The organism is Pelomonas sp. Root1217 (assembly GCF_001425705.1).
GTDB lineage: Bacteria > Pseudomonadota > Gammaproteobacteria > Burkholderiales > Burkholderiaceae_C > Pelomonas.
Map to the genome: position 1 here is coordinate 1 of NZ_LMDC01000023.1, position 23354 is coordinate 23354.

The following is a 23354-nucleotide window of genomic DNA, read 5'->3' on the forward strand; positions in this document are numbered from 1 at the left end:
CGCCATAGCTCGCTGTCGCGGCGGCGGGTCAGGCAGTAGTGCAGGATGATGAAGTCGCGGATGCGTGCGAAGCGGCGCGCCGCGCCGTCGTTGAACAGGGCCCGGTCGTTCTCGTCCAGCGGCCGACCGGCCGTCAGCAGGGTCATGAGGCGGCTGATGCCGTCCTGGATCAGGTAGATGCTGGTGGACTCCAGCGGCTCCAGGAAGCCGGAGGACAGGCCGATGGCGACGACGTTGTGSACCCARAAGCGCTCGCGGTGGCCGGTCGTGAAGCGCAGCAGCCGCGGYTCGCCGAGCGGCTTGGCATCGAGCCGCGCCAGCAGTTGCTCGCGCGCGCGGTCGGCGTCGATGAAGCGGCTTGAGAACACATGGCCATGACCGGTGCGGTTTTGCAGCGGGATGCGCCACGCCCAGCCCCCTTCCAGCGCCGTGGCCTGGGTGTACGGGGCCAGCTCTTCGCCGACCCGCTCNTCGCCGAGCGGCTTGGCATCGAGCCGGGCGAGCAGTTGCTCGCGCGCGCGGTCGGCGTCGATGAAGCGGCTTGAGAACACATGGCCATGACCGGTGCGGTTTTGCAGCGGGATGCGCCACGCCCAGCCCCCTTCCAGCGCCGTGGCCTGGGTGTACGGGGCCAGCTCTTCGCCGACCCGCTCGGTGGGACAGGCCCAGGCGCCGTCGACGGGCAGCCAGTGACTGAAGTCGACGAAGGGCTCGGCCAGCGCCTGGCCCAACAGCAGCGAACGAAAGCCGGAGCAGTCGACGAACAGGTCGCCCTCGATGCGCCGGCCGTCCTCCAGCTGCACGGCGGCCACGCCGCCATCGGCRCGGCGTGASACGTCGGTGATGCGTCCCAGCGTGTGGCGGGCGCCGCGCTGCACGGCCAGTTTGCGCAGGAAGGCGGCGTACTGGACAGCGTCGAAGTGGTAGGCGTACTTGAACTGCGCCTGGTCGTCGGGCAGCACGAAGCGGCCCTTCATCGCCATCACCGTCGGCACGCACTGCACGCCCAGCGGCTCGGTCAGCCCCATGCGGCGGTGCTGGCCCCACAAGGTCTGCGAACCGAACAGGTTGCCGAAGTGGCCNTTCTGTCGCTACTCGCGGGCGCTGCACGGCCAGCTTGCGCAGGAAGGCGGCGTATTGCACGGCGTCGAAGTGRTAGGCGTACTTGAACTGCGCCTGGTCGTCGGGCAGCACGAAGCGGCCCTTCATCGCCATCACCGTCGGCACGCACTGCACGCCCAGCGGCTCGGTCAGCCCCATGCGGCGGTGCTGGCCCCACAAGGTCTGCGAACCGAACAGGTTGCCGAAGTGGCCGAAGGTGTGGAAGTAGTCCTTGCCCACCTCCAGCCAGTCGCAAAAGCGGATGCCCAGCTTGTAGGTGCCGTTCGTGGCGCGCAGGAAATCGCGCTCGTCGATGCCGATCAGCTGGTTGTAGTTGCGAATGGACGGGAAGGTGGCTTCNATGCCCAGCTTGTAGGTGCCGTTCGTGGCGCGCAGGAAATCGCGCTCGTCGATGCCGATCAGCTGGTTGTAGTTGCGAATGGACGGGAAGGTGGCTTCACCGACACCGACGATGCCGATCTCCTCGGACTCGACCACCTCGACGCTGGCGCGGCCCTTCAGCCCGGTGACCAGCGCCGCGGCCACCATCCAGCCGGCGCTGCCACCGCCCACGACGACGATGCGATCAACTTTCTGCGTCATAGAGACCTTGCCAAGTTCCTGGGCGCCTTGAACGACCAGCGCCGACGTCCATCATTTCTATCTTTGGCTGCGCACGGCGGCGACCCACACAAGTGGGCATGCCGCCCGGACAGCCCGTCCGGGCGGCATGCAGGTTGCACCATGTCAGAACTCGTAGCGTGCGCTCATCGAGTAGCTGCGGCCAGGGTAGAACCACGCACGCCCCATCACGCCGATGTGCTGCTGCTGCGTCTGGCGAACGATGACATTGTTCAGGTTCGTCACGTTGAGCGACATGCTCAGCGCGTCGCTGAACCTGTAGTTCATGCCGGCGTCCCACTGACCGAATGCCTCCTGCCAGACCGGCAGGCCCCAGCCCACATCCCGGGCGCCTGGGCGCGACGGGTCCGCGCTCGTCGCGTCGTCGCCGCGCGTGCCGTTGGCATCCGCCGCCTGCAGGATGCGGCTGTGCCAGTTGTAGGCTAGGCGCGCGGACAGCGGGCCGCGGTCGTACATCAGGACGAAGTTGTAGGCGTTCTTGGCCATGTAGGGCAGTGGCAGATCCCTGAACGGCAAGCCGTTGGTGTCGCAGCCGAACAAATGCAGGGTGCCATTCGACGTCGCCCTGCCTGCATCGCAGTAGGGGTTGTAGATCTGTTTGTAAAGGCTTTGCTTGGCGTCGATGTAGGTGTAGTTGGCCGACACGCCGATGCCCTTGGCCCAGTCTGGCAACACGCCTTCCAGGAATCCGAGCTTGTCCAGGTAGGTCATGGCGGCAACCTCCATGCCGCCAACCTTGGCCTTGCCCACGTTGTCCGGCCCGGTGATCGAGAAGAGCTGCGGAGTGCCGGAGTTGGTGTTGTAGGCACGGCTGTACACGCTGTTCATGATGACGTTCTTGACGTCCTTGTAGAACACCGTGCCCGTGATGGACTGGCCGTCACGCGGATACCACTCCAGCGCCAGGTCATAGCTGTTGGCCGTGATCGGCTTGAGCTTGACGTTGCCGGTGTTCTCACCGGTGTAGGTGAGCGTCCCTTTCTGCTCGTCGTAGTTCTGGAACAGCTTGATGTACTCGCCCAGCTGGTTGAAGCCGGGTCGGTTCATGCTCTGGGCCATCGCCAGGCGAGCCTGCAACCTGTCGGTGAAGTTCATCTTCAGGTTGAGCGACGGCAGCACCTTGACGAACTCGTTTTGTACGTCGATAGGCTGGTTGATATTGTCGAAGTGCGGCAGATGCGGCGGCGTATTCGAGTCGTACTTGTGATCGAAAACCGTGTAGCCGTGCGAGACGTCGTGGGTCATCACGACGCGCACACCGGCGTTGCCTTCGATCGGGAACTTCAAGTCGTCGAAGCCGAAGCGCAGCGTGGCGTAGACCGCGTCGGTCTGTTCGCTGTGCGTGCTGGTCTTTTCCGGGTTGTTGTCGTAAACCAGCTCCTTGAAGTTCTGATAGTCCTTCTTCAAGTCGCATTCCACGCCCGGGTATTGCGCCTTGGCGTCCAGGCATTGCTGGTAGCGGTAGTCGTTGAGCAGCTTGCCGTAGGTGTTCGGATAGTCGCGCACGGCACTGACCGTCGGCATGACGATGTTCGGCAGCGAGCCCGCCTTGCCCCCGTAGAAGCTGCCGAAGTTGAACACTTCGACCGGCACGGTTTGGTACTTCGCATCTTTCAGGTACGCGAAGCTTGGGCGCCGGCCCCCCTGGCCGTTGTCCGGGGGATATTGACCGGGTACGACGTTCTGCTTGACGTCCCAGGGCTCGGCAATGGAACTCCATCCATTGCCCGTGGGTTCGTAGCGGCGTGCCACGCGGTAGGTGGCTCTCACGCCGACACGGATGTCACGCAGGATGGGGTTGTCCTCGAAACGGTAGCGCGCGTCTGCCTTCCATGCGTACAAGTCGCCGTCGGCCTTGCTGGCGCTCGGCATGATCAGGTTCCAGTAATAGTGTTTCGGATCGGCCAGGAAATCCGTGGCGGCCTGGTCGAACTCGAGGCGGAGCGGACCCTTTCCTGACACGTCGATGCCCATGCTTGGCGCGAAAGTGCCCAACTGCAGGTTGCGGCCGACCGAATCGTTCTTCGCGTGAACCCACTGGACGTCGTTCTGCAGCAGCCAGTTGTCGCTGACGGCCCACTTGAAGTTCCACGCCAGTTCACCGGTCTTCGAGGTGGTCTGGTTCCAGCCGCGCGTGATCTGCAAGCCCAGGCCGCCAGCCTCGAAGTCGTTCGCCCCGGGCCCGGTCGGATAGGTGTACTTGCCCGAGAGCAGCACATTGTTGGCGTCGTACTTCGCGGTCGCGGGGTCGATCTTCGACTTGTACGCGTTCTCGATACCGGTGTAGAAGCCCTGCTCGCTGCCCGTCTCACGGGTGCCCGACACGAAATAGGTCAGCGACGAGTCCATGCTGCCCAGCTTCCACTGCAGCGCGCCGTAGAAGCCGGCGCGTTCGTTGTCGCCGGTGTTGTTGCGGAAGGAAGCCGATTTCGGCGCCCACGCCACCTTGCCCTCGATCAGGTCGGTGCGGGGGTAGTAGGCGTCCAGTTGGAGGCTCTCATTCTGGAAGCTGGTGTGGTTGTAGGACACATCCAGCAGCACGCCCACACGGCCGATGTCCGTATTCCACTGCGTGGTGTACAGCCCCGACAGGCTGGGCGAACTCTTGCCTGAGCGCTGCACGTAGTTGTTGCCCGCCGACATGTAGGCCTTGGTCACCTTGTAGTCAAAAGGCAAGGCCGTGCGCAGGTTCACCGTGCCGCTGACGCCGCCTTCGATGATCTCGCTGGAGGGGTTCTTGTAGACGTCAACGCCCGCCATCAGCTCGGGCGGAATGTCGCCCCAGCTCAGCTCACGGCCCGGCCACCCGGCCGAGAACGACTCACGGCCATTCAGCAGCGAAGAACCCCAGCTCAGGCCCCGCACGCTGATGCCGGAGCCTTCGACAGAGAAGTGCTCCGGATCGCCCCGCGACTTGTTGCGGTCGATGACGACGCCGACGACGCGCTGCAGCACTTCGGTGATGGATTTGTCCGGCAGCTTGCCGGCCTCTTCGGCGACGACCGAGTCGACGATTTCTTCGGCGTTCTGCTTGATCTTCTGGGCATTCTGCAGCGCCTGGCGCTGCCCAGTGACGACGACGGTGTCCAGGTTTGCCGGCTTGTCAGCCGTCGACTGCGCCAGCGCGGCGCTGCCGACTGTCAGCAGCATCATGTGGACCATGCCGCGATGGATGGCGGTGGTTCGGAACTGTTTTTTCATGGTGTCTCCGTATTCCTTCGATGAGTCCAGCGGCAGCTGCCCATGTGGGCGGCTCCGCCTTCTCGGCATCGGTGCCGTGTCACTTGCCCCGATCAACGCGCGAGGCTGGTCACTGGCACGCGAGTCCGCGCGCTAACTGGGTTATTGGAAGTAGATGAGGCCCTTGAGGGTCAAGTCGGAGGCAGTGATGCCGTCGGTCTTGTTGTTCTCGTTGATGTCCATCAGCCAGAAGCGCGTGCGCACGACGGTGGAGGACTTCAGCAGCGTTGCAGCTGAGGCACGCGAGGCACCAAGCTTGTCCAGGGCTGCCTTGAACGCGGCTTCGTTGACGGGGGCGCCCGTGCTGTCATACGGATTCGGCAGCTTGCGCACATCGTCGTCCAGCGAAGCCTTGGTGATGTCCGGCAGGCCGCACGACTCGGTGACCGCAAAGTTGTCCAGAGGCACTGCGTAGCTGACCATCCCCGCTTTCGGAACCCACACCAAGGTGCTCAGCGCGACGTTGCAATTGTTTTTATTGCTCTTACCCAGATCCAGGTGCACGACGATGGGCTTGGCGGCCGCGTAGAGATCGGCGTTGACGCCCAGGGTGAAGTTCAGCGTCTTCTCGTTGGTCACCTTCAGCCCACTGAGGGTGTCGTCGTCGGTCTTGAACCCGATGGTCCAAGGCGAAAAGATGTCGATGCGATTGAAGCCGTACTGCCAGTTGCCCGGGGTCCACTTGCTCTCGGGGAGGCGCAGCGCGGATAGCAGAGACAAGCCGTCGTCGGCGATCTTGCTGTAGCACCAGTTGTCGATGCTGTCGCCGTTGTCGGCCTTGGCGTTACACCGCTCCCAGCCTGCGGCCAAGGTACTGCTCCAGGGGTTGACGGTCACACGACCGCCTTGCCAGGTTCTGTACGAATCCGTCCAGCCGACGCTGCTGCGCGTCTCAAGCGCAAATCCACTCGACACCAACAGCGGGTCGGCGAGCACCTCGAGCTTCTCGGAAGTGCCCGCTGCGCTGGACAGGGTCACCGCGCAGCTTCCCTTGGCGGTCAGACGCAGCTCGTTGCCTGCCACCGTGCAAACCGTGGGCGTCGTGCTTGCGTACGTCAGGGCGTTGCCATTGGCATCGACCGAGCCCAGCACGACTGTTTGAGTCGCGCCGCCCAACGGGACCACCGCGGGCGGCAAGGCGCCGATTTCAATGAAGGCCTGCCCCTCGGGCATGGCTGCGTATGAGTCATTTTCTGCCGCCGTCACCCCAAGCGTGCAGAACCCCTGCTGCAGGACTTTCAGCGTCGTGCCGCTGACCGTGCAAACGTCGGGCGTCTTCGTCGCCGTGTAGGTCGCCGGCATGCCAGCGTCAGTTTTGTCTGGCAGCGTGATGTTGGCGGGAACTGCCCCACGCAGAACGATGCCCACCGGCACCAGCGGGCGTTGTGCATGCTTCAACACGACGAACACTTGGCTCGTATCGTCTGCAGCAGCCCATACGGTGCCGTCCGAGCCAACGCCGCCGGGTTGGCTCGCGATGACCAGGCAGTCTCCTGCAGCCACCAGGGTCACCTGTTTGTCCGCCACGGTGCAGGTGGTGGGCGTGCCGGTACGGAAGCTGACCGGCAAACCGGAAGTGGCTGTTGCGGACAACGCGGTCGGGCCATTCAACAAAGTGTTGCCACCCGGATATTTGAAGCTGATGGCCTGGAAGCGCCCCTCAGCCCCTCCGCCGCCCTCCCCGCCCCCTCCGCCCCCGCATGCGGCCAAGAAAGCGCATGCCGCTGCAACGGTCAACTTCTTGCCGTGTGGAATCGACTTTTTCGTCACGTTCTGTCTCCTTTTCTGAAATAACTGGTAGCGGCTCAACTGCAGAACCTGCAGCGAGACCGCTCCTTTGATCCCGGGCCCGTCTCGCCGAAGCCGCCATTTGGTTCGGGCGTTGAACGAACTATTTCCGAGTAAAAGAGCCCGCCATCGGCACGTGTGTTCACCGTGGCTGGGTCACATTCACGCCAGCCGAAAGGCGGTGGGGATGTGAAATTAGGTACGACCCTTCGCCTGGCCGGCTTCGCCTCGGAACGACCACCCGGCGTTCGCACGACCCTTCCAAGGACACGCAGGTGGGTGAGCCGGGGGCTCAGCGCGAGTTCAGAGGCGGGCTGAATCCGACTGTCAAGTGGGGTTCGTTTGCTGTGGTTGGTGGCGAAGACACGCCGGCTGCATAGCGTCGGTTTGGCGCCAAAGACGCCGGATCGGCTCAGATTCGGCGCCGAATCAGTTGATGAAAATAATTGCGACAAGCGCCGCGGAAGCATCATATTTCGATCGACCATCGAACTAATTAGGGGAAACCCATCGGCGCCCGCAGGCCCCACATCTCGTTCGGGGCGTGACATCCCACGAGCCCGACCGACTCTTCCTTGATGCCAATGCAGAGATCACGCCCATGTGAGCGCCGCCTCGATGGCGTGCTGGGTCGGCTCGCCAACCCAGCGCCTATGGGAAGACTGCAGGTGATGACACATCTGCGCCGCGGCAGCTTGCGGATTGCGCGATTTGAGCGCCCGAAGGATCGCCTCATGCTCGTCCAGCGCAGACTGCCAGCCGTGTTCCGTTCCCGCGCGAACACTCATCCGGGCTGAAATTGGGCTGTGCCGACTGTCGAACAGAGCCCCGACCATTCCGACCAGCACTGAATTCCCGCCCTGTTCGGCGATGCTGAGGTGGAACCGTCGGTCTGCCTCGACTGGCTTGTAGCCTCTGGCGAGCCCATCCCGCATCTCCTCCAGAGCCTCCTCGACACGATGCAGCCCTAACGTACTGACGCGAGCGGCGGCGAGTGTGGCCACCGCGCTCTCCAGTACAACTCGCGCTTGCAGCAGTTCCTCCGGGCTGTCCCCCAAGCTCAGCGCAGCAGTGTCGCTGCGACGGCCAGACGGGCAGACATAGACGCCCGATCCGCCGCGAATCTCGATACGCCCGTCTATCTCCAGCGCGATCAGCGCCTCACGGAGTGAGGGCCGCGACACGCCGAGCAGCGAGGCCAGGTCGCGTTCACCGGGAAGCCGGGCGCCTTCCACCAAGCCCTCAGCGTCTATCAGCGCCCTGATCCGATCGGCGATCTGCTCGTACAAGCGACGTGTCTCGACGCCCCGATGATGAAATGACATGGCCTCCGTGAACTCCTATTTCTGAAATAACTGGTCGCTGCTCAAACTGCAGGACATGCAGCGACACCACTCCCTCGAGTTCTTGGCATGTTTGATGGCAGCCGTCGGCGTTACGCCGCTGGTTCGCTCGAAGCCATCAGCTGGGTTTGATTCGGCGCCGAATCAGTCGGCAAAAATAAATGCGACCACGCCGCGCAGCCATCATAGTTCGATCGATCGTCGAACTAATTAGGGGAAACCCATCGGCGCCGCTGGGGCCACTTGTCGGCACAAGAGGATCGCAGCGACGCATTGAGAGCGCCGAGCAGTGTCAGGCTCGGATGACCTCGACGATGTGGCAAGAGTCCCGAGATCTTTTGCGCAGCCGGTGGCAGTGCTCCGCCGCTTACGCAACCGTCAACCGACCACTTCTCGCAAGTGTCGGAAACGGCACTCTGGGCTGGTCTCCCAAAGGTCGGCGGGCTGGGCGGCCTCAGGGGCGCGGCACTGCCTTATTCGTCAGGTAGCCGGCATGGCTGATGCCCAGCAGCGCGATGGTGCTGTCGTCCAGCGTGGGGAAGTCGGTGATGCCGTCGGATTGGGAGTACTTGAAGGTGTGCGCCACAGCGCAAAGGCGTAGGCCGCGATGATGGCAATCGTGAAGAACAGCATCTGCATCTTGGCCAGGTCCATGTCGGCGCCGTTGCTGGTCTCGGCCAGCCGCCATGTCGCCCCAGCGGCCATCTTCGGATCGCTATTGCCCAGCAACTGCCCATCGTGCGTGTCGCCTGATCGGCGCACCGAACAGCGCGGGCTCGGTCTCACCATGGATGTGGGCGGAAGGACGCACGCTGGGCAGCATGCCGCGCGGCACCTCCAACAGCTCAAGCAGCTGCTCGTCCCAGGCGTTGCGGCGCACGTTGAAAAGCATCGTGCGGGAGGCATCGCTCACTCCGCCGCATGCACGCGGCCGCCGGTGAGCTTCCACACCAGCCGGCTGTCCACGGTGCCCAAGGCCAGCTCGCCGCGTGCGGCCGCAGCGCGGGCGCCATCGACGTGGTCGAGGATCCATTTCAGCTTGCTGCCGGAAAAGTAGGCATCGATGACCAGGCCCGTGCGTTCCTGCACCGCAGCCGCGTGGCCGCGCTCGCGCAGTGCCAGGCAGGTGGGCTCGGCGCGCCGGTCCTGCCAGACGATCGCGTTGTGGATGGGCTCGCCGGTCCTGCGATGTCACACCACGGTGGTCTCGCGCTGGTTGGTGATGCCGAGCGCTGCAATGTCCTTGGCGGGATGCCGGCCTTGGCCAAGGCCTCGCGCGCGGTGGCAAGCTGGCTCTCCCAGATGTCGTCGGGATCGTGCTCGACCTAGCCGGCTGCGGGAACATCTGGCGGATCTCGCGCTGCGCCATCGCCACGACGCGGCCGTCGGCATCGAACACGATGCTGCGCAAGCTGGAGGTGCCCTGGTCGAGCGCAAGCAGATACGTCATGGAATTCCTTCAATGGGCCATGTCGAGCCGCATGCCGCCAGCGGCGATCAGTGCCGGCAGCCCGTCAGGGTGACGCGACTTCGCACTGAACGCCCGCTTCGGCCAGCAGCGCGGGAAACGGCGCTGGCGGCACCTGGTCGGTGAACAGCATGTCGACCTCGTCGAGCCTGGCCAGCTTGACCATGGCCGGCCGGTTGAACTTGGAATGATCGGCCGCCAGCCACACCTGCCGCGAGTGCTCGATGATCGCCCGCGCCACCTTGACCTCGCGGTAGTCGAAGTCGCGCAAGGTGCCGTCGTCCTCGATGCCGGAAATGCCGATCAGCCCGATGTCGACCTTGAACTGGCTGATGAAGTCCACCGTGGCTTCGCCGACGATGCCGCGGTCGCGGGACCGCACCACGCCACCCGCCACGATGACCTCGCAGGCGGGGTTGTCGCTCAGGATGGCGGCGACATTGAGGTTGTTGGTGATGACCCGCAGGCCCTTGTGGTTCATCAGCTCGCGCGCAACCGCCTCGGCCGTCGTGCCGATGTTGATGATCAGCGAGCAGTCCTGCGGCACGACCGCCGCGATGGCCCGCGCGATGCGCTGCTTGCTGTGCTCGTTGAGCTGCTGGCGCTGCCGGTACGCGATGTTCTCGGTCGTCGAGGTGGGCATGCGCACGCCGCCGTGAAAGCGCGCGAGCAGGCCTGAAGCGGCGAGCTGCTTCACGTCGCGCCGCACCGTCTGCAGCGTCACGCCGAACTGTTCGGCCAAGGCCTCCACGGAAACCGCACCGCGGTTGCGCACCTCCTGGATGAGCAGGGCTTGTCGAGGGTTGGGGATCATGCGCGCAAGGCCGGGGTCAAGTTTGGGGGCCAAGCGTAAAGGCGCGTCGAGATGTTCCATAGGGGTGGAGTTGCTCTTGCGCGGAGTTCGTTTGTGGCATAAAAAGAAAAACTTCGAACGCAGACGAACAAAAACGAACCCGCCAGGCGCGCGTTGAGCGGCCGCCACCCACAAAGATCGGAGACAGCTTGAACGACTCCCCGGCGGGCGCGACACAACCGGCCGCATCTCCCGCCCACACGGCTGCACGGCAAGCATGCGACGTGCTCATCGTGGGCGGCGGCATCAACGGCGCCGGCATCGCGCGCGACCTGGCCGGGCGCGGCCTGTCGGTGGTGCTTTGCGAGAAGGACGACCTGGCCGCCCACACGTCGTCGGCATCCACCAAGATGGTCCACGGTGGCATCCGCTACCTGGAGTACTACGACTTCGGGCTGGTGCGCAAGGCGCTGGCCGAGCGCGAGGTGCTGCTGCGCAGCGCCCCGCACATCATGTGGCCGCTGCGGCTGGTGGTGCCGCACGACCCGAGCATGCGGCCGGTGTGGATGATGCGCATCGGCCTGTTCCTCTACGACCACCTCGCACGACGCGAGTTCCTGCCCGGCTCACGCACCATCAGCCTGCGCGGGCACGCATTGGGCGCCCCGTTGAACCCGCGCTATTCCCGCGCCTTCCTTTACTCCGACGGTTGGACCGACGACGCCCGGCTCGTGGTGCTCAACGCACTGGACGCCGCCGAACGGGGCGCCCAGGTGCTGACCGGTTGGCGCTGCATCGACGCCCGGCGCGACAGCACCCATTGGCAGGCCACCCTCCAGGACGCCACGGGCACCGTCCGCCTCGTGCGCGCCCGCGCCCTCGTCAACGCCGCAGGGCCTTGGGCGGCGCAGTTCCTGAAGGAGCACGCGCATGCGCAGGCTTCGAAGATCAAGCCGCTGCGGCTGGTCAAGGGCAGCCACATCGTCGTGCCCAAGCTGTTCGACCACGACCACGCCTACGCGCTGCAGGGGGCCGACAAGCGTGTCATCTTCATCATTCCCTACGAGGGCGACTACACGCTCATCGGCACCACCGACGTCGAGCACAAGGGCCCGGCCGGCGAGGCGAAGATCGACGACGACGAGATCCGCTACCTCTGCGAACAGGCGAGCCGCTACATGGTCAAACCGGTGGTGCCGGCGGACGTGGTGTGGAGCTACTCCGGCGTGCGCCCGCTGATCGAGGACGACGCCGAAGATCCATCGGCCGTGACCCGTGACTACCTGCTCGAGCTGGACACCGACGGCCCACCCTTGCTGACCGTGTGGGGCGGCAAGATCACGACCTTCCGCAAGCTGGCCGAAGACGCGGCGGACGGGCTTTGCAAGGGCCTGGGCTTGAAGACGGCCGCGTGGACCGCGGGCACTTGGCTGCCCGGTGGCGACCTGAGCGCCTGGATCGGCCCGGCCACGCGGCCCGACGTCGACTTCGCGCGTTTCGAACAGAAGCTAGGGGAGCGGCACCCGGCGCTGCCGGTCAAACTGCGCCATCGGCTGGCTCGTTGCTATGGCGCTCGCATCGACCGGGTTCTGGGGCCTGAAGGCCTGGGTGAAGAGATCGCACCGGGCCTGCACGAAGGCGAACTCGTCTACCTGCACGACCATGAATGGGCACGCACGCCCGACGACGTGCTGTGGCGCCGCACCAAGCTCGGGCTGCACATGAGCGAAGCACAACGCCGGGACGTCGCCCGCTGGTGGGCGACGCGCTGGCCGGGTGAAACGACAACGACAAGCATTGGAGACAGCGTGAGGACGACGACATGGAGTTGACGCTGGAGCGGGTCGGCAAGGTGGTGGGCCCCGAGACCCATCTCTACCCGCTGGACCTGAAGCTCGCGCCGGGCGCCGTCACGGTGCTGCTCGGCGCCACGCAAGCGGGCAAGACGACCCTGATGCGCTTGATGGCCGGGCTGGACAAGCCCACGCACGGCCAGGTCCATGTGGACCGCAAGGACGTGACCGGCATGCCGGTGCGCGAGCGCAACGTCGCCATGGTCTACCAGCAGTTCATCAACTACCCGTCGATGAGCGTGTACGACAACATCGCCTCGCCGCTCAAGCTGCGCCGCGAGAAGAACATCGCCGGCCGCGTGCAGGCGCTGGCCGCCAGGTTGCACATCGAGCCTTTCCTCTCGCGCCTGCCGGCGGAGCTGTCGGGCGGGCAGCAACAGCGTGTGGCGCTGGCCCGCGCCCTGGCCAAGGCCGCGCCCTTGATGCTGCTCGACGAGCCCCTGGTGAACCTGGACTACAAGCTGCGCGAGGAACTGCGCGACGAGCTAACGCAGCTCTTCGCCGCAGGCGACTCCACCGTGGTCTACGCCACCACCGAACCCACCGAAGCCCTGCTGCTCGGTGGCTACACCGCCGTGATGGACGCCGGCGAAGTGCTCCAGTACGGCCCCACGGCCGAGGTGTTCCACCGGCCGCGGTCGATCCGCGTCGCGCGCGCCTTCAGCGACCCGCCGATGAATCTCATCGCCGGCAACGCCACCCCGTCGGGGGTGAGCCTGCCGGCGGGTGTGCAGGTCACGACTCCCCTGCCCGCCACCCGCAGCGCCGCGCTGACCCTCGGCGTGCGCGCAAGCGCGCTGCACCTGCAAAGCCGCCCGGGCGACGTGGCCCTCCCCGGCACGGTGGAGCTGGCGGAAATCTCGGGCTCCGACACCTTCGTGCACGTGGAGACCCCGGTGGGGGAACTGGTTGCCCAACTGACCGGTGTGCACTTCTTCGATCTGGGCGCCAGCCTCACGCTGTACCTGAGCCCTGGCCAGGTGTACGTGTTCGACGCCAACGGCGAGCTGCTGGTGGCGCCGAGCAAGGAGCTGACCTGATGGCCCGCATCGAACTCGACCTGGCCCACGCCTACCGCCCCAACCCCCAGGCGGATGAAGACTACGCGCTGCTGCCGCTGAAGATGGTCTTCCGCGATGGCGGGGCGTATGCGCTGCTCGGCCCCTCGGGCTGCGGCAAGACCACGCTGCTCAACATCATCTCCGGCCTCGTCACGCCGTCGCAGGGCACGGTGCAGTTCGACGGCGTCAACGTGACGCGGCAGACACCCCAGCAGCGCAACATCGCGCAGGTGTTCCAGTTCCCCGTCATCTACGACACGATGACGGTGGCCGAGAACCTGGCCTTCCCGTTGAAGAACCGCGGCGTGCCGCGCGACCGGATCAGGCAGCGCGTCGGCGTCATCGCCGAGATGCTGGAGCTGAGCGGCCAGCTCGACACCCGCGCCGCCGGCCTGGCGGCCGACGCCAAGCAGAAGATCTCGCTCGGCCGCGGCCTGGTGCGCGAGGACGTGAGCGCCGTGCTCTTCGACGAGCCGCTCACCGTCATCGACCCGCACCTCAAGTGGCAGCTGCGCCGCAAGCTCAAGCAGATCCACCACGAACTGAAGCTGACGCTGATCTACGTGACCCACGACCAGGTCGAAGCCCTGACCTTTGCAGAAGAAGTGGTGGTGATGACGCGCGGCCGCGCGGTGCAGATCGGCACGGCCGGCGACCTCTTCGAGCGCCCGCAACATACCTTCGTCGGGCATTTCATCGGCTCGCCGGGGATGAACTTCCTGCCCGCTGATGTCCTGCCCGGCGCCCCCGTCGGCGCGACGACGCTGGGCGTGCGGCCCGAGTACGTGACGCTGGCGGCACCTGATGCGGCCGGCGCCTTGCAGGCCGTCGTCACGCAGCGGCAGGACGTGGGCACCTACTGGCTCGTCACCGCCAAGGCAGGCGACAGCGTGATCCGCGCGCGCCTCAGCCCCGATGCCACGCCGGCCGGCGTCGGCGAGACCGCGTGGTTCAGCGTGAAGGGCGACCACACCTGCTACTACAGGAACGAGGAGCTGATGGCATGAAGCCGGTCAATCAGAAGGCATGGCTGCTGATCCTGCCGGTCATCCTGTGCGTGGCGTTCTCCGCCATCCTGCCGCTGATGACGGTCGTGAACTACTCCGTGCAGGACATCATCTCCCCCGAGCGCCGCGTGTTCGTTGGCACCGAGTGGTTCAAGGCCGTGATGCGCGACGAGGACCTGCAAGGCGCACTGCTGCGCCAGGTGGGGTTCTCGCTGTCGGTGCTGCTGGTCGAGATTCCGCTGGGCATCTGCCTCGCGCTGTCGATGCCGGCCCAGGGGTGGAAGTCTTCCGCGGTGCTGGTGCTCGTGGCCATTTCGCTGCTGATCCCGTGGAACGTGGTCGGCACCATCTGGCAGATCTATGGCCGCACCGACATCGGCCTGATGGGCGCGGCGCTCGCCTGGCTGGGCGTGGACTACAGCTACACCGGCCATGCGACCGACGCCTGGCTGACGGTGCTGGTGATGGACGTGTGGCACTGGACGCCGCTGGTCGCCCTGCTTTGCTTCGCCGGCCTGCGCGCCATTCCCGATGCGTACTACCAGGCTGCGCGCATCGACGGCGCCAGCAAGCTGTCCGTCTTCCGCTTCATCCAGCTTCCCAAGCTGCGCGGCGTGCTGATGATTGCCGTGCTGCTGCGCTTCATGGACAGCTTCATGATCTACACCGAGCCCTTCGTGCTGACCGGCGGTGGCCCGGGCAACGCGACGACCTTCCTGTCGCAATACCTGACGCAGAAGGCCGTGGGCCAGTTCGACCTCGGCCCCGCCGCGGCCTTCTCGTTGATCTACTTCCTCATCATCCTGCTGCTGTGCTTCATCCTCTACAACTGGATGCAGCGCGTGGGCACGCAGTCGAAGGAGATGGCCCATGGATGAGCGCCGCTTCAAGAAGCGCACGATCTTCCTGATCGCCTACCTGCTGTTTGCCATCCTTCCGGTGTACTGGATGGTCAACATGTCGTTCAAGACGAACACGGAGATCCTGTCCAGCTTCAGCCTGTGGCCGCAGCACTTCACCTGGGAACACTACAAGACCATCTTCACCGACGAGAGCTGGTACTCCGGCTACATCAACTCGCTGATCTACGTGGCCATCAACACGGTGATCTCGCTGCTGGTGGCCCTGCCGGCGGCCTATGCGTTCAGCCGCTACAGCTTCCTCGGCGACAAGCACGTCTTCTTCTGGCTGTTGACCAACCGGATGACGCCCCCGGCCGTCTTCCTGCTGCCCTTCTTCCAGCTCTACACCACGCTGGGGATGATGGACACGCACATCGCCGTGGCGCTCGCGCACCTGCTGTTCAACGTGCCGCTGGCGGTCTGGATCCTGGAAGGCTTCATGAGCGGCATCCCGCGCGAGATCGACGAGACGGCCTACATCGACGGCTACTCCTTCCCGCGCTTCTTCCTGACCATCTTCGTGCCGCTCATCAAGGCCGGCGTGGGCGTGGCGGCGTTCTTCTGCTTCATGTTCAGCTGGGTGGAACTGCTGATGGCGCGCACGCTCACGAGCGTGAACGCCAAGCCCATCGTGGCGACGATGACGCGCACGGTCAGTGCCTCCGGCATGGATTGGGGCGTGCTCGCTGCCGCCGGCGTGCTGACCATCGTGCCCGGCGCGATCGTCATCTGGTTCGTGCGGCACTACATCGCCAAGGGTTTCGCGATGGGCCGCGTCTAGCGCCCCGCGATCGGCCGAAAGGAGACAAGCATGTTCGAGTGGATGGCCTGGACGCTACCGGTGGCGGTGTTCTTCTGCAGCATCGTGCTGATGCTGATCGGCATGACGATCTGGGAGCTGAAGTCGCCCACCACCAGCCGCCGCGGCTGGCTGCCGCTGGAGACGACCCGCGGCGACCGCCTGTTCATCGGCCTGCTGGCGGCGGCCTGGGTCAACCTGGCCTTCGTGGGCTTGAGCGAGAAGATGGTCACGTGGTTCGGCCTCGCGGACGAGCCGTCCATCTGGATCAGCTTCGTGATCTCGATGGCGGTGCTCGCGTTGATCATGCGCAAGGGCTGAGAGGATTTTTTCGAAAAGGCGGCCGGCCATCTCTTCCCGACCGGCGTGCCAGTGCAAGCAATGGGAAGCCATCTCAGGAGACAGACATGAAATTGCGCTTGAATGCCGTGGCCTTTGCCGCTGCTGCTCTGGCTGTGGGTCAGGGCGCATGGGCCGGCGAAGCCGAAGCCAAGAAGTGGATCGACAGCGAGTTCCAACCCTCCACGCTGAGCAAGCAGCAGCAGGCGGATGAGATGAAGTGGTTCATCGACGCTGCCAAGAAGCTGCAGGCCAAAGGCGTGAAGGAGATCTCGGTGGTGTCCGAAACCATCACCACGCACGAGTACGAATCCAAGACGCTCGCGAAGGCCTTCGAAGAGATCACCGGCATCAAGGTCAAGCACGACCTGATCCAGGAGGGCGACGTCGTCGAGAAGCTGCAGACCTCCATGCAGTCCGGCAAGTCGATCTACGACGGCTGGATCTCCGACTCCGACCTGATCGGCACCCACTACCGGTACGGCAAGATCATGAGCCTGACCGACTACATGGCCGGCAAGGGCAAGGAGTGGACGAACCCGGGGCTGGACCTGGCCGACTTCATCGGCACCAGCTTCACCACCGGCCCCGACAAGAAGCTCTACCAGCTGCCCGACCAGCAGTTCGCCAACCTGTACTGGTTCCGCGCCGACCTGTTCGCCCGGCCCGACCTGAAGCAGAAGTTCAAGGCCAAGTACGGCTACGAGCTGGGCGTGCCGCTCAACTGGAGCGCCTACGAAGACATCGCCGACTTCTTCTCCAACGACGTGAAGACCATCGACGGCAAGCCCATCTACGGCCACATGGACTACGGCAAGAAGGACCCTTCGCTCGGCTGGCGCTTCACCGACGCCTGGCTGTCGATGGCCGGCACGGCCGACATCGGCATCCCCAACGGCAAGCCGGTCGACGAGTGGGGCATCCGCGCCTCACCCGACGGCTGCACGCCGCTCGGCGCCAGCGTGTCGCGCGGCGGTGCCACCAATTCGCCCGCGGCCGTCTACGCACTCACCAAGTACGTCGACTGGATGAAGAAGTACGCCCCGAAAGAAGCCACCGGCATGACCTTCGGCGAGGCCGGCCCCGTGCCGGCCCAGGGCCAGATCGCCCAGCAGATCTTCTGGTACACCGCCTTCACCGCCGACATGACCAAGCCCGGCCTGCCGGTGGTCAACGCCGACGGCACGCCGAAGTGGCGCATGGCACCCGGCCCGAACGGCCCGTACTGGAAGCAGGGCATGCAGAACGGCTACCAGGACGTGGGCTCATGGACCTTCTTCGAGGCGCACGACGCCAACAAGACCGCCGCCGCCTGGCTGTACGCGCAGTTCGTGACCGCCAAGACCGTGTCGCTGAAGAAGACCATCGTAGGCCTGACGCCCATTCGCGAGTCCGACATCCGCAGCAGCGCGATGAGCGACCTGGCCCCCAAGCTCGGCGGCCTGGTGGAGTTCTATCGCAGCCCGGCCCGCGTCGCCTGGACGCCGACCGGCACCAACGTGCCCGACTACCCCAAGCTCGCACAGCTCTGGTGGAAGAACGTGGCCGTCGCCGTGACGGGTGAGAAGACCCCGCAGGCCGCGATGGACAACCTGGCCGAGGAGATGGACCAGGTCATGAGCCGCCTGGAGCGCGCCGGCATGGCCCGCTGCGCGCCCAAGCTCAACAAGAAGGAAGACCCGGGCAAGTGGCTGTCCGACAAGAGCGCACCGTGGAAGAAGCTCGCCAATGAGAAACCCAAGGGCGAAACGATTGCCTACGACACGCTGCTGAATGCGTGGAAGTCGGGGAAGGTTCGCTGAGCCACGCCCTCGCCACCCATCCGTCGCGCCCCGCGGCGGCACAGCAGACCCGGCCAAGTGCCGGGTCTTTTGTGAGCGTCCAGCCCGACCATCTTGAACTGGATGGCCGTCCTCGATGGGAAGCAGGCGCGGGAGGAAAACGAGAACCCTGTCACTTTTCGGTTCCGCGCTCGGAGCTTTGGACCGTGGCACACATGCAAGCCACTGGCGAAAGCCTAACCGGCACGCAGGGACGCGCGCTACCCTAGCAGTTGCTATATGGTGGGCGCCCCCAGTGCATCCTGGACGGAAGTTCGATGAGCACCCGTGAACGACGTGGAGAGCCTCAGCCCGCACACCTACCGTTGTCGTCGCCAGAAGACGTAGGCGCGATTGCCGTCGACACGAACGTGTACAAGGAATACGGCTTCAGAGTGCGCAGCCAACCGCTTGCCGCGCTCGGCCAGGTCGAAGACATCGGAGTGAAATGGCTGGTGCCGGAGTTCTGGGAGCGAGAGCTTCAACGCCATATCGCCGAGAACTCAGACAAGGTGTCCACGCTGCGGCGCGACCTCGAAAAGTCGCGCGAATGGGCGGACAAATCACAACTGGCGCTTTCCGAGAAGCTCGTTGCCGCGCTGACAACTGAGTCAGGCCAATCCATCGGGAACCGGCTACTTGATGAGCACTACGGGTCGGGGGGGCCAGTACGTCTGCAGACAGCGTGGTCATCGGGACCGGACGTGCTTCGCGCCTACTTCGACAGCCTACATCCGTTCGAGGCGTCAGGCTCAAAGAAGAGCGAGTTCCCGGACGCCTTCGCACTGGCCACGCTTGAGGCGTGGGCCAGGAAGAACGCCACAAAGGTCCTGGTTGTAACTAAAGACGCTGGTTGCCTACGTGCCTGCGCGGCAACCGATGTCCTGGTGGGCTCGAACAGCCTCACCGAGGCCCTGGGCGCCCTGCGCAAAGCTGATGAACGTCGCAAAGCCGTGATCGACGAGCTCGAAGTTCTGCTTACCCAGGAGCTCCGAAGCGACGTATCCGACCTGAGGAAGGCCATTGACTCCTACCTTGAAAAGATCGTCCCCGACCTAGAGCTCGAGGTCACATTTCAGGAGGAGTCGGGGGCCGACTGCGACCACGAGGTGACGTATGTCTGGGTCGACCGCATCGAGCCAATGGGCACTGCCGACGGCAGACTGCTTCTTCGGATATTCACCGCGACCGTTGGCGGCCTGACCTTCGTTTGCGACTTCCGAGTTCACGTCGACGCCACGGCGCAATTCGCCAAGCTCTACAGGGGCAGCAGAAGCAGCAGTAGCTTGCATGATGCTCCGGAGGAGAACGGGGACGGCACCGTGGACCTTGAGGTCATCGTCACGCTTCAGCCGGCCGGCGCCCTGTCCGCGCGTACCCTGCCGCACGCCAGTATCCGAAACGTCGAGGTTCGAGTGCTTGAAACCGACATCGACTTCGGGACCATCAGGGGATGGGAGCCGGGGTACGAGGAATGAAGCCAAGTTGGACCCGGTGGCCTGTCGGCAACCCCGCCATGAAGCGTGCTAGCCTGCCGTACCACGTTGCGGTCCACCGCGGGACATCGAGGTTGAACGGATGAAGTCACTTGACTGGAGCTACGAGCTGCACGTCATCGGCACGAGGCCGAAGACGTTGTCGTTGGTCGACTTCAGCGAACTGGCCAAGCGCTTTGCCGAACTACTAGGCAGCCCGTCCAGCGTGCACTTCGGCGCACTACGACAGGGCAGTGCACGTCTTCTGGCGAAGGTTGACGATGATGCCAAGCTGGACGTTCAAGTGCAGCTCATTGAAGCCCGCACCAATGCCCAGGCCATGCCTAAGGTTGCTCGCCTTAACGATTACCTGAGGTCAAAGGGCTGGCACGGCGAAGTCCGCAACCATGATGGGGCCGTGGTCATCGCCTTCCCCGGAGCTCTGAATGCAGTCCAGCCTCAGGAGGAGCGTACTGTTCAGCAGATGGACACCATCGTCGGCCGAGTCATCAAGATCGGCGGCCGTGATGAGACTGTGCCCATGACGCTTGAGACCCCCGAAGGTCTATTCGTCGATGTAAACATACGCGGGCGTGAGCTGGCGAAACGCCTAGCCCCCTACCTTTTCGGCACCGAGATACGCGTCACAGGCTTGGCCACGTGGAAGCGCGACGGAGAAGGCCAGTGGGCTTGCGCGAGCGTCTTGGTCGACGACTTCACTGAGCTAGACGGAACTTCTGTCATCGACTTGTTCGGCCAGTTGAAAGACTTGCCAGACAACGGTTGGAACAGCATGGATGACCCAATTGGCGAGTGGAAGAAGTCGCGAGGTGACGACTAATGCGCGTGCTGCTGGATACCAATGGGCTGATCTACCTGCTCGACCGACGCGCGCCGCAGCACATCCAAGACCGTCTCAAAGGCCTTCTTCAGGAAGTGGAGAGAGCGCGCGGACAGGTGGTCATCCCCACGCTGGTCGTAAGCGAGTACCTCGTCAACGCAGGCCAAGCAGGCAAAGCCCTTTTGGCCTCGTTTCTCAGCAATAGGTATGTGCTGGTCGCGCCGTTCGACCACCTCGCGGCAGAAGAGTGTGCCGTCATGCAGTCGGCAGCGAACACCACCGGAAACAAGCGCCACCCGCTCGGGCGGGACGTCGCGTGGCAGAAGGTCAAGGTCGACCGGCAAATCGTAGCCATCGCCAAGACTCGCAGCGCCTCCATAGTTGCCGACGATAGCGACGTGTTGGCAATCGCGAATGCCTGGGGCGTCAGAGCGTCTACCGTGGCGTCACTTCCGCTTCCCGATTGGGCGAAGCAGCTGCATCTGGTCGGTCTACCCACTCCGCCCGCCGACAAGCAGAAGCCTGGAAGCGCTGCGGGGTCCGTCGCTGGCGCTTGACAGCACTCGCTCGCGGCAGGCACTTAGATACGGGCTCAGCGGGCGTACTACTCAACGGGGGCGGCTTAGCGTCCACCCGCCAAAGAAATGCCCTCGGCCGGAAACCGGATCGAGGGATTGAACCTCTTTGCTGTCATCGCGCTGAAGCCCGCTCAGGGAGGAAAAGCAGGAACCTTGTTCGGAGGAGCAAAGGGCCGTCAACTCAGCAGACTGCTCGGCGTACCGACCGAAGGGAAACGGCGCTCGCTGCGCCCCTTTCGGTGTCTCGGACACTATTGGCACGTCCCAGACAACAAATGACATGTCTCAGACTCTAATGACGCAGAACGACAGCGTCGGTGTACAAGGGGAGCACCTACTCGACAGTCACACTTTTTGCGAGGTTTCTCGGCTTGTCCACATCCGTCCCCCTCGCACAAGCCGTGTGATAAGCCAGCAACTGCAGCGGCACGACGTGCAGGATGGGGCTGAGTTCGCCGTAGTGCTCGGGCATGCGGATGACGTGCAGGCCGGCCTCGCTTTCGATGGCGGTGTCGCCGTCGGCGAAGACATAAAGCTGGCCGCCGCGGGCGCGGACTTCCTGCATATTGCTCTTGAGCTTCTCCAGCAACGCGTCGTTGGGCGCGACGGTCACCACCGGCATCTCGGCCGTCACCAGCGCCAGGGGGCCATGCTTGAGTTCGCCGGCGGGATAGGCCTCGGCGTGGATGTAGCTGATTTCCTTGAGCTTGAGCGCACCCTCGAGTGCGATCGGGTAGTGCAGGCCGCGGCCCAGGAAGAGCGCGTTCTCCTTGCGCGCGAATTCCTCGCTCCAGGCGATGACCTGCGGCTCCAGGGCCAGCACGGCCTGCACGGCGACGGGCAGGTGGCGCAGATCCTTCAGGTGCTCGGCCTCATCGGCCTCGCTGAGGTGGCCGCGCGTCTGCGCCAGGGCCAGCGTCAGCAGAAAGAGGCCGACGAGCTGGGTCGTGAAGGCCTTGGTGGAGGCCACGCCGATCTCTGCGCCGGCACGGGTGATGTAGGCCAGCTCGCATTCGCGCACCATGGCGCTGGTGGAGACATTGCAGATGGTCAGCGTGTGCTTCATGCCCAACGAACGGGCGTGCTTCAGTGCGGCGATGGTGTCGGCCGTCTCGCCGCTCTGGCTGATGGTGACGACCAGGGTGCGCGGGTTGGGCACGCTGCTGCGGTAGCGGTATTCGCTGGCGATCTCGACGCTGGTCGGGATCTTGGCGATGCTCTCCAGCCAGTACTTGGCCGTGGAACCGGAGTAATAGCTGGTGCCACAGGCCAGGATGAGGACGCTGTCGACTTCCTTGAAGATGCCATAGGCGCCGTCGCCGAAGAGCTCGGGGCTGATGCCGGTCACTGCGTCCAGCGTGTTGGCGATGGCCACGGGCTGCTCGAAGATCTCCTTCTGCATGTAGTGGCGATACGGCCCCAACTCAGCGGCGCCGCTGTGGGCGTGCACGGTCTTGACCTCCCGCTCCACCGACTGATAGCGGCCCGTCGTCTTGTCCAGGCGGCTGAGCCAGTAGCGGCCCAGCTGCAGGTCGACGACATCGCCCTCTTCCAGATAGACGATCTGGTCGGTCACGCCGGCCAGGGCCATCGCGTCGGAAGCAACGAAGTTTTCGCTTTCGCCCACGCCGAGCACCAGCGGCGAGCCCTCGCGGGCGGCGACGACGCGGTGCGGCTCGTCGCGGCAGAACACGGCCACGGCATAGGCGCCCTTCAGCCGCGGCAGGGCCTGCTGCACGGCATCGAGCAGGTCGCCGCTGTAGAGGTGGTCGATCAGGTGGGCGATAACCTCGGTGTCGGTCTGGCTCGTGAATTGATAGCCACGCGACTTCAGCTCGGCGCGCAACTCGTCGTGGTTCTCGATGATGCCGTTGTGGACCAGCGCGATGCGGCCGGTGCTCTCGACGCCCGCGTTGGGGCCGGGCGAAAAATGCGGATGGGCGTTGTGCACGGCCGGTGCGCCATGCGTGGCCCAGCGCGTGTGGGCAATGCCGGTGCCGGCGGAGATGCCGTCCTGGTCGGCCACGGCTTGCAGTTCTGCCACGCGGGACGTGCTGCGGGCGCGCTTCAAGCCGCCGTCCTGGTGCACGGCCACGCCGCAGGAGTCATAGCCGCGGTACTCGAGGCGCTTGAGGCCTTCAACGAGGATGGGAACGATGTTGCGCTGACTGACCGCGCCGACGATGCCGCACATGGAGATCTCCGTTTGAGGAATGCGTGCATCGTAGGCAGGCCGCCGCGGCGAATGGGTGCAAAATTCCCGCATAAATGAAGGAAAATTTCTCAATCTCCCCATTGAGAAAT

At 64.6% G+C, this 23354-nt stretch carries 17 protein-coding genes and 4 pseudogenes; 10 read left to right on the forward strand and 11 right to left on the reverse strand.

Annotation, left to right across the window (positions count from 1 at the left end):
• The 10 genes and pseudogenes from ASC95_RS31920 to ASC95_RS14355 all read right to left on the reverse strand — a co-directional run.
• Window positions 1-470, reverse strand: a 470-nt coding sequence (locus ASC95_RS31920; RefSeq protein ID WP_235537930.1) for a tryptophan 7-halogenase, incomplete at both ends; no start/stop codon positions are given.
• Between the two features lies 1 nt (window position 471).
• Window positions 472-1028, reverse strand: a pseudogene (locus tag ASC95_RS32535) (tryptophan 7-halogenase); the annotation flags it as partial.
• A 55-nt stretch (window positions 1029-1083) separates the two neighbouring features.
• A pseudogene (locus tag ASC95_RS32540) lies at window positions 1084-1443 on the reverse strand (tryptophan 7-halogenase); the annotation flags it as partial.
• 19 nt (window positions 1444-1462) lie between these two features.
• A pseudogene (locus ASC95_RS30705) lies at window positions 1463-1704 on the reverse strand (tryptophan 7-halogenase); the annotation flags it as partial.
• A 144-nt stretch (window positions 1705-1848) separates the two neighbouring features.
• Complete coding sequence (locus ASC95_RS14330) at window positions 1849-4944, reverse strand: TonB-dependent receptor (RefSeq protein WP_162250781.1); 3096 nt, start codon at window positions 4942-4944, stop codon at window positions 1849-1851.
• Between the two features lie 141 nt (window positions 4945-5085).
• Window positions 5086-6753: a hypothetical protein gene (locus ASC95_RS14335; RefSeq protein WP_235537931.1), complete on the reverse strand. Its 1668-nt coding sequence runs from the start codon at window positions 6751-6753 to the stop codon at window positions 5086-5088.
• Window positions 6754-7364: 611 nt separating this feature from the next.
• The gene (locus ASC95_RS14340) at window positions 7365-8060 is read right to left on the reverse strand and encodes a FadR/GntR family transcriptional regulator (protein ID WP_235537932.1); all 696 of its coding nucleotides are present in this window, start codon (window positions 8058-8060) and stop codon (window positions 7365-7367) included.
• A 508-nt stretch (window positions 8061-8568) separates the two neighbouring features.
• The gene (locus ASC95_RS32265; RefSeq protein ID WP_255355266.1) at window positions 8569-8700 is read right to left on the reverse strand and encodes a hypothetical protein; all 132 of its coding nucleotides are present in this window, start codon (window positions 8698-8700) and stop codon (window positions 8569-8571) included.
• 165 nt (window positions 8701-8865) lie between these two features.
• Window positions 8866-9564 (reverse strand): annotated as a pseudogene (locus tag ASC95_RS29995) (FGGY family carbohydrate kinase); the annotation flags it as partial.
• A 64-nt stretch (window positions 9565-9628) separates the two neighbouring features.
• Entirely contained in the window at window positions 9629-10396 is a 768-nt protein-coding gene (locus ASC95_RS14355; RefSeq protein WP_057298413.1) for a DeoR/GlpR family DNA-binding transcription regulator, read from the reverse strand.
• Between the two features lie 188 nt (window positions 10397-10584).
• Here ASC95_RS14355 and glpD point away from each other — a divergent pair, with 188 nt between their 5' ends.
• The 10 genes from glpD to ASC95_RS14405 all read left to right on the forward strand — a co-directional run bounded on the left by glpD (window position 10585) and on the right by ASC95_RS14405 (window position 21029).
• Window positions 10585-12207 carry a glycerol-3-phosphate dehydrogenase gene (gene glpD / locus ASC95_RS14360; protein ID WP_057298414.1) on the forward strand — a complete coding sequence of 541 codons (1623 nt, stop codon included), beginning with the start codon at window positions 10585-10587 and terminating at the stop codon, window positions 12205-12207.
• Window positions 12198-13268, forward strand: coding sequence for an ABC transporter ATP-binding protein (locus tag ASC95_RS14365; protein ID WP_057298415.1), 1071 nt, complete (start codon window positions 12198-12200; stop codon window positions 13266-13268). Before glpD ends, ASC95_RS14365 begins: the two co-directional genes overlap by 10 nt.
• Entirely contained in the window at window positions 13268-14296 is a 1029-nt protein-coding gene (locus ASC95_RS14370) for an ABC transporter ATP-binding protein (RefSeq protein ID WP_057298416.1), read from the forward strand. The genes ASC95_RS14365 and ASC95_RS14370 overlap by 1 nt, the downstream gene beginning before the upstream one ends.
• Window positions 14293-15174 carry a carbohydrate ABC transporter permease gene (locus ASC95_RS14375; RefSeq protein WP_057298417.1) on the forward strand — a complete coding sequence of 294 codons (882 nt, stop codon included), beginning with the start codon at window positions 14293-14295 and terminating at the stop codon, window positions 15172-15174. The genes ASC95_RS14370 and ASC95_RS14375 overlap by 4 nt, the downstream gene beginning before the upstream one ends.
• Window positions 15167-15979, forward strand: a complete 813-nt coding sequence (locus ASC95_RS14380) for a carbohydrate ABC transporter permease (RefSeq protein WP_056205621.1) — start codon at window positions 15167-15169, stop codon at window positions 15977-15979. The genes ASC95_RS14375 and ASC95_RS14380 overlap by 8 nt, the downstream gene beginning before the upstream one ends.
• A 30-nt stretch (window positions 15980-16009) precedes the next feature.
• The gene (locus ASC95_RS14385; RefSeq protein ID WP_057298418.1) at window positions 16010-16318 is read left to right on the forward strand and encodes a DUF2160 domain-containing protein; all 309 of its coding nucleotides are present in this window, start codon (window positions 16010-16012) and stop codon (window positions 16316-16318) included.
• Window positions 16319-16404: 86 nt separating this feature from the next.
• Window positions 16405-18138, forward strand: coding sequence for an ABC transporter substrate-binding protein (locus ASC95_RS14390; protein ID WP_057298419.1), 1734 nt, complete (start codon window positions 16405-16407; stop codon window positions 18136-18138).
• A gap of 296 nt (window positions 18139-18434) precedes the next feature.
• The gene (locus ASC95_RS14395; RefSeq protein ID WP_157256326.1) at window positions 18435-19634 is read left to right on the forward strand and encodes a PIN domain-containing protein; all 1200 of its coding nucleotides are present in this window, start codon (window positions 18435-18437) and stop codon (window positions 19632-19634) included.
• Between the two features lie 100 nt (window positions 19635-19734).
• A complete protein-coding gene (locus tag ASC95_RS14400) occupies window positions 19735-20472 on the forward strand; it encodes a hypothetical protein (protein WP_057298421.1) in 738 nt (245 codons plus the stop codon).
• Window positions 20472-21029, forward strand: a complete 558-nt coding sequence (locus ASC95_RS14405) for a PIN domain-containing protein (protein WP_057298422.1) — start codon at window positions 20472-20474, stop codon at window positions 21027-21029. The genes ASC95_RS14400 and ASC95_RS14405 overlap by 1 nt, the downstream gene beginning before the upstream one ends.
• A 355-nt stretch (window positions 21030-21384) precedes the next feature.
• Here ASC95_RS14405 and glmS read toward each other — a convergent pair whose 3' ends face one another.
• On the reverse strand, window positions 21385-23244 hold the full coding sequence (gene glmS, locus ASC95_RS14410; protein ID WP_057298423.1) for a glutamine--fructose-6-phosphate transaminase (isomerizing): 1860 nt from the start codon (window positions 23242-23244) through the stop codon (window positions 21385-21387).
• Window positions 23245-23354: the final 110 nt, after the last annotated feature.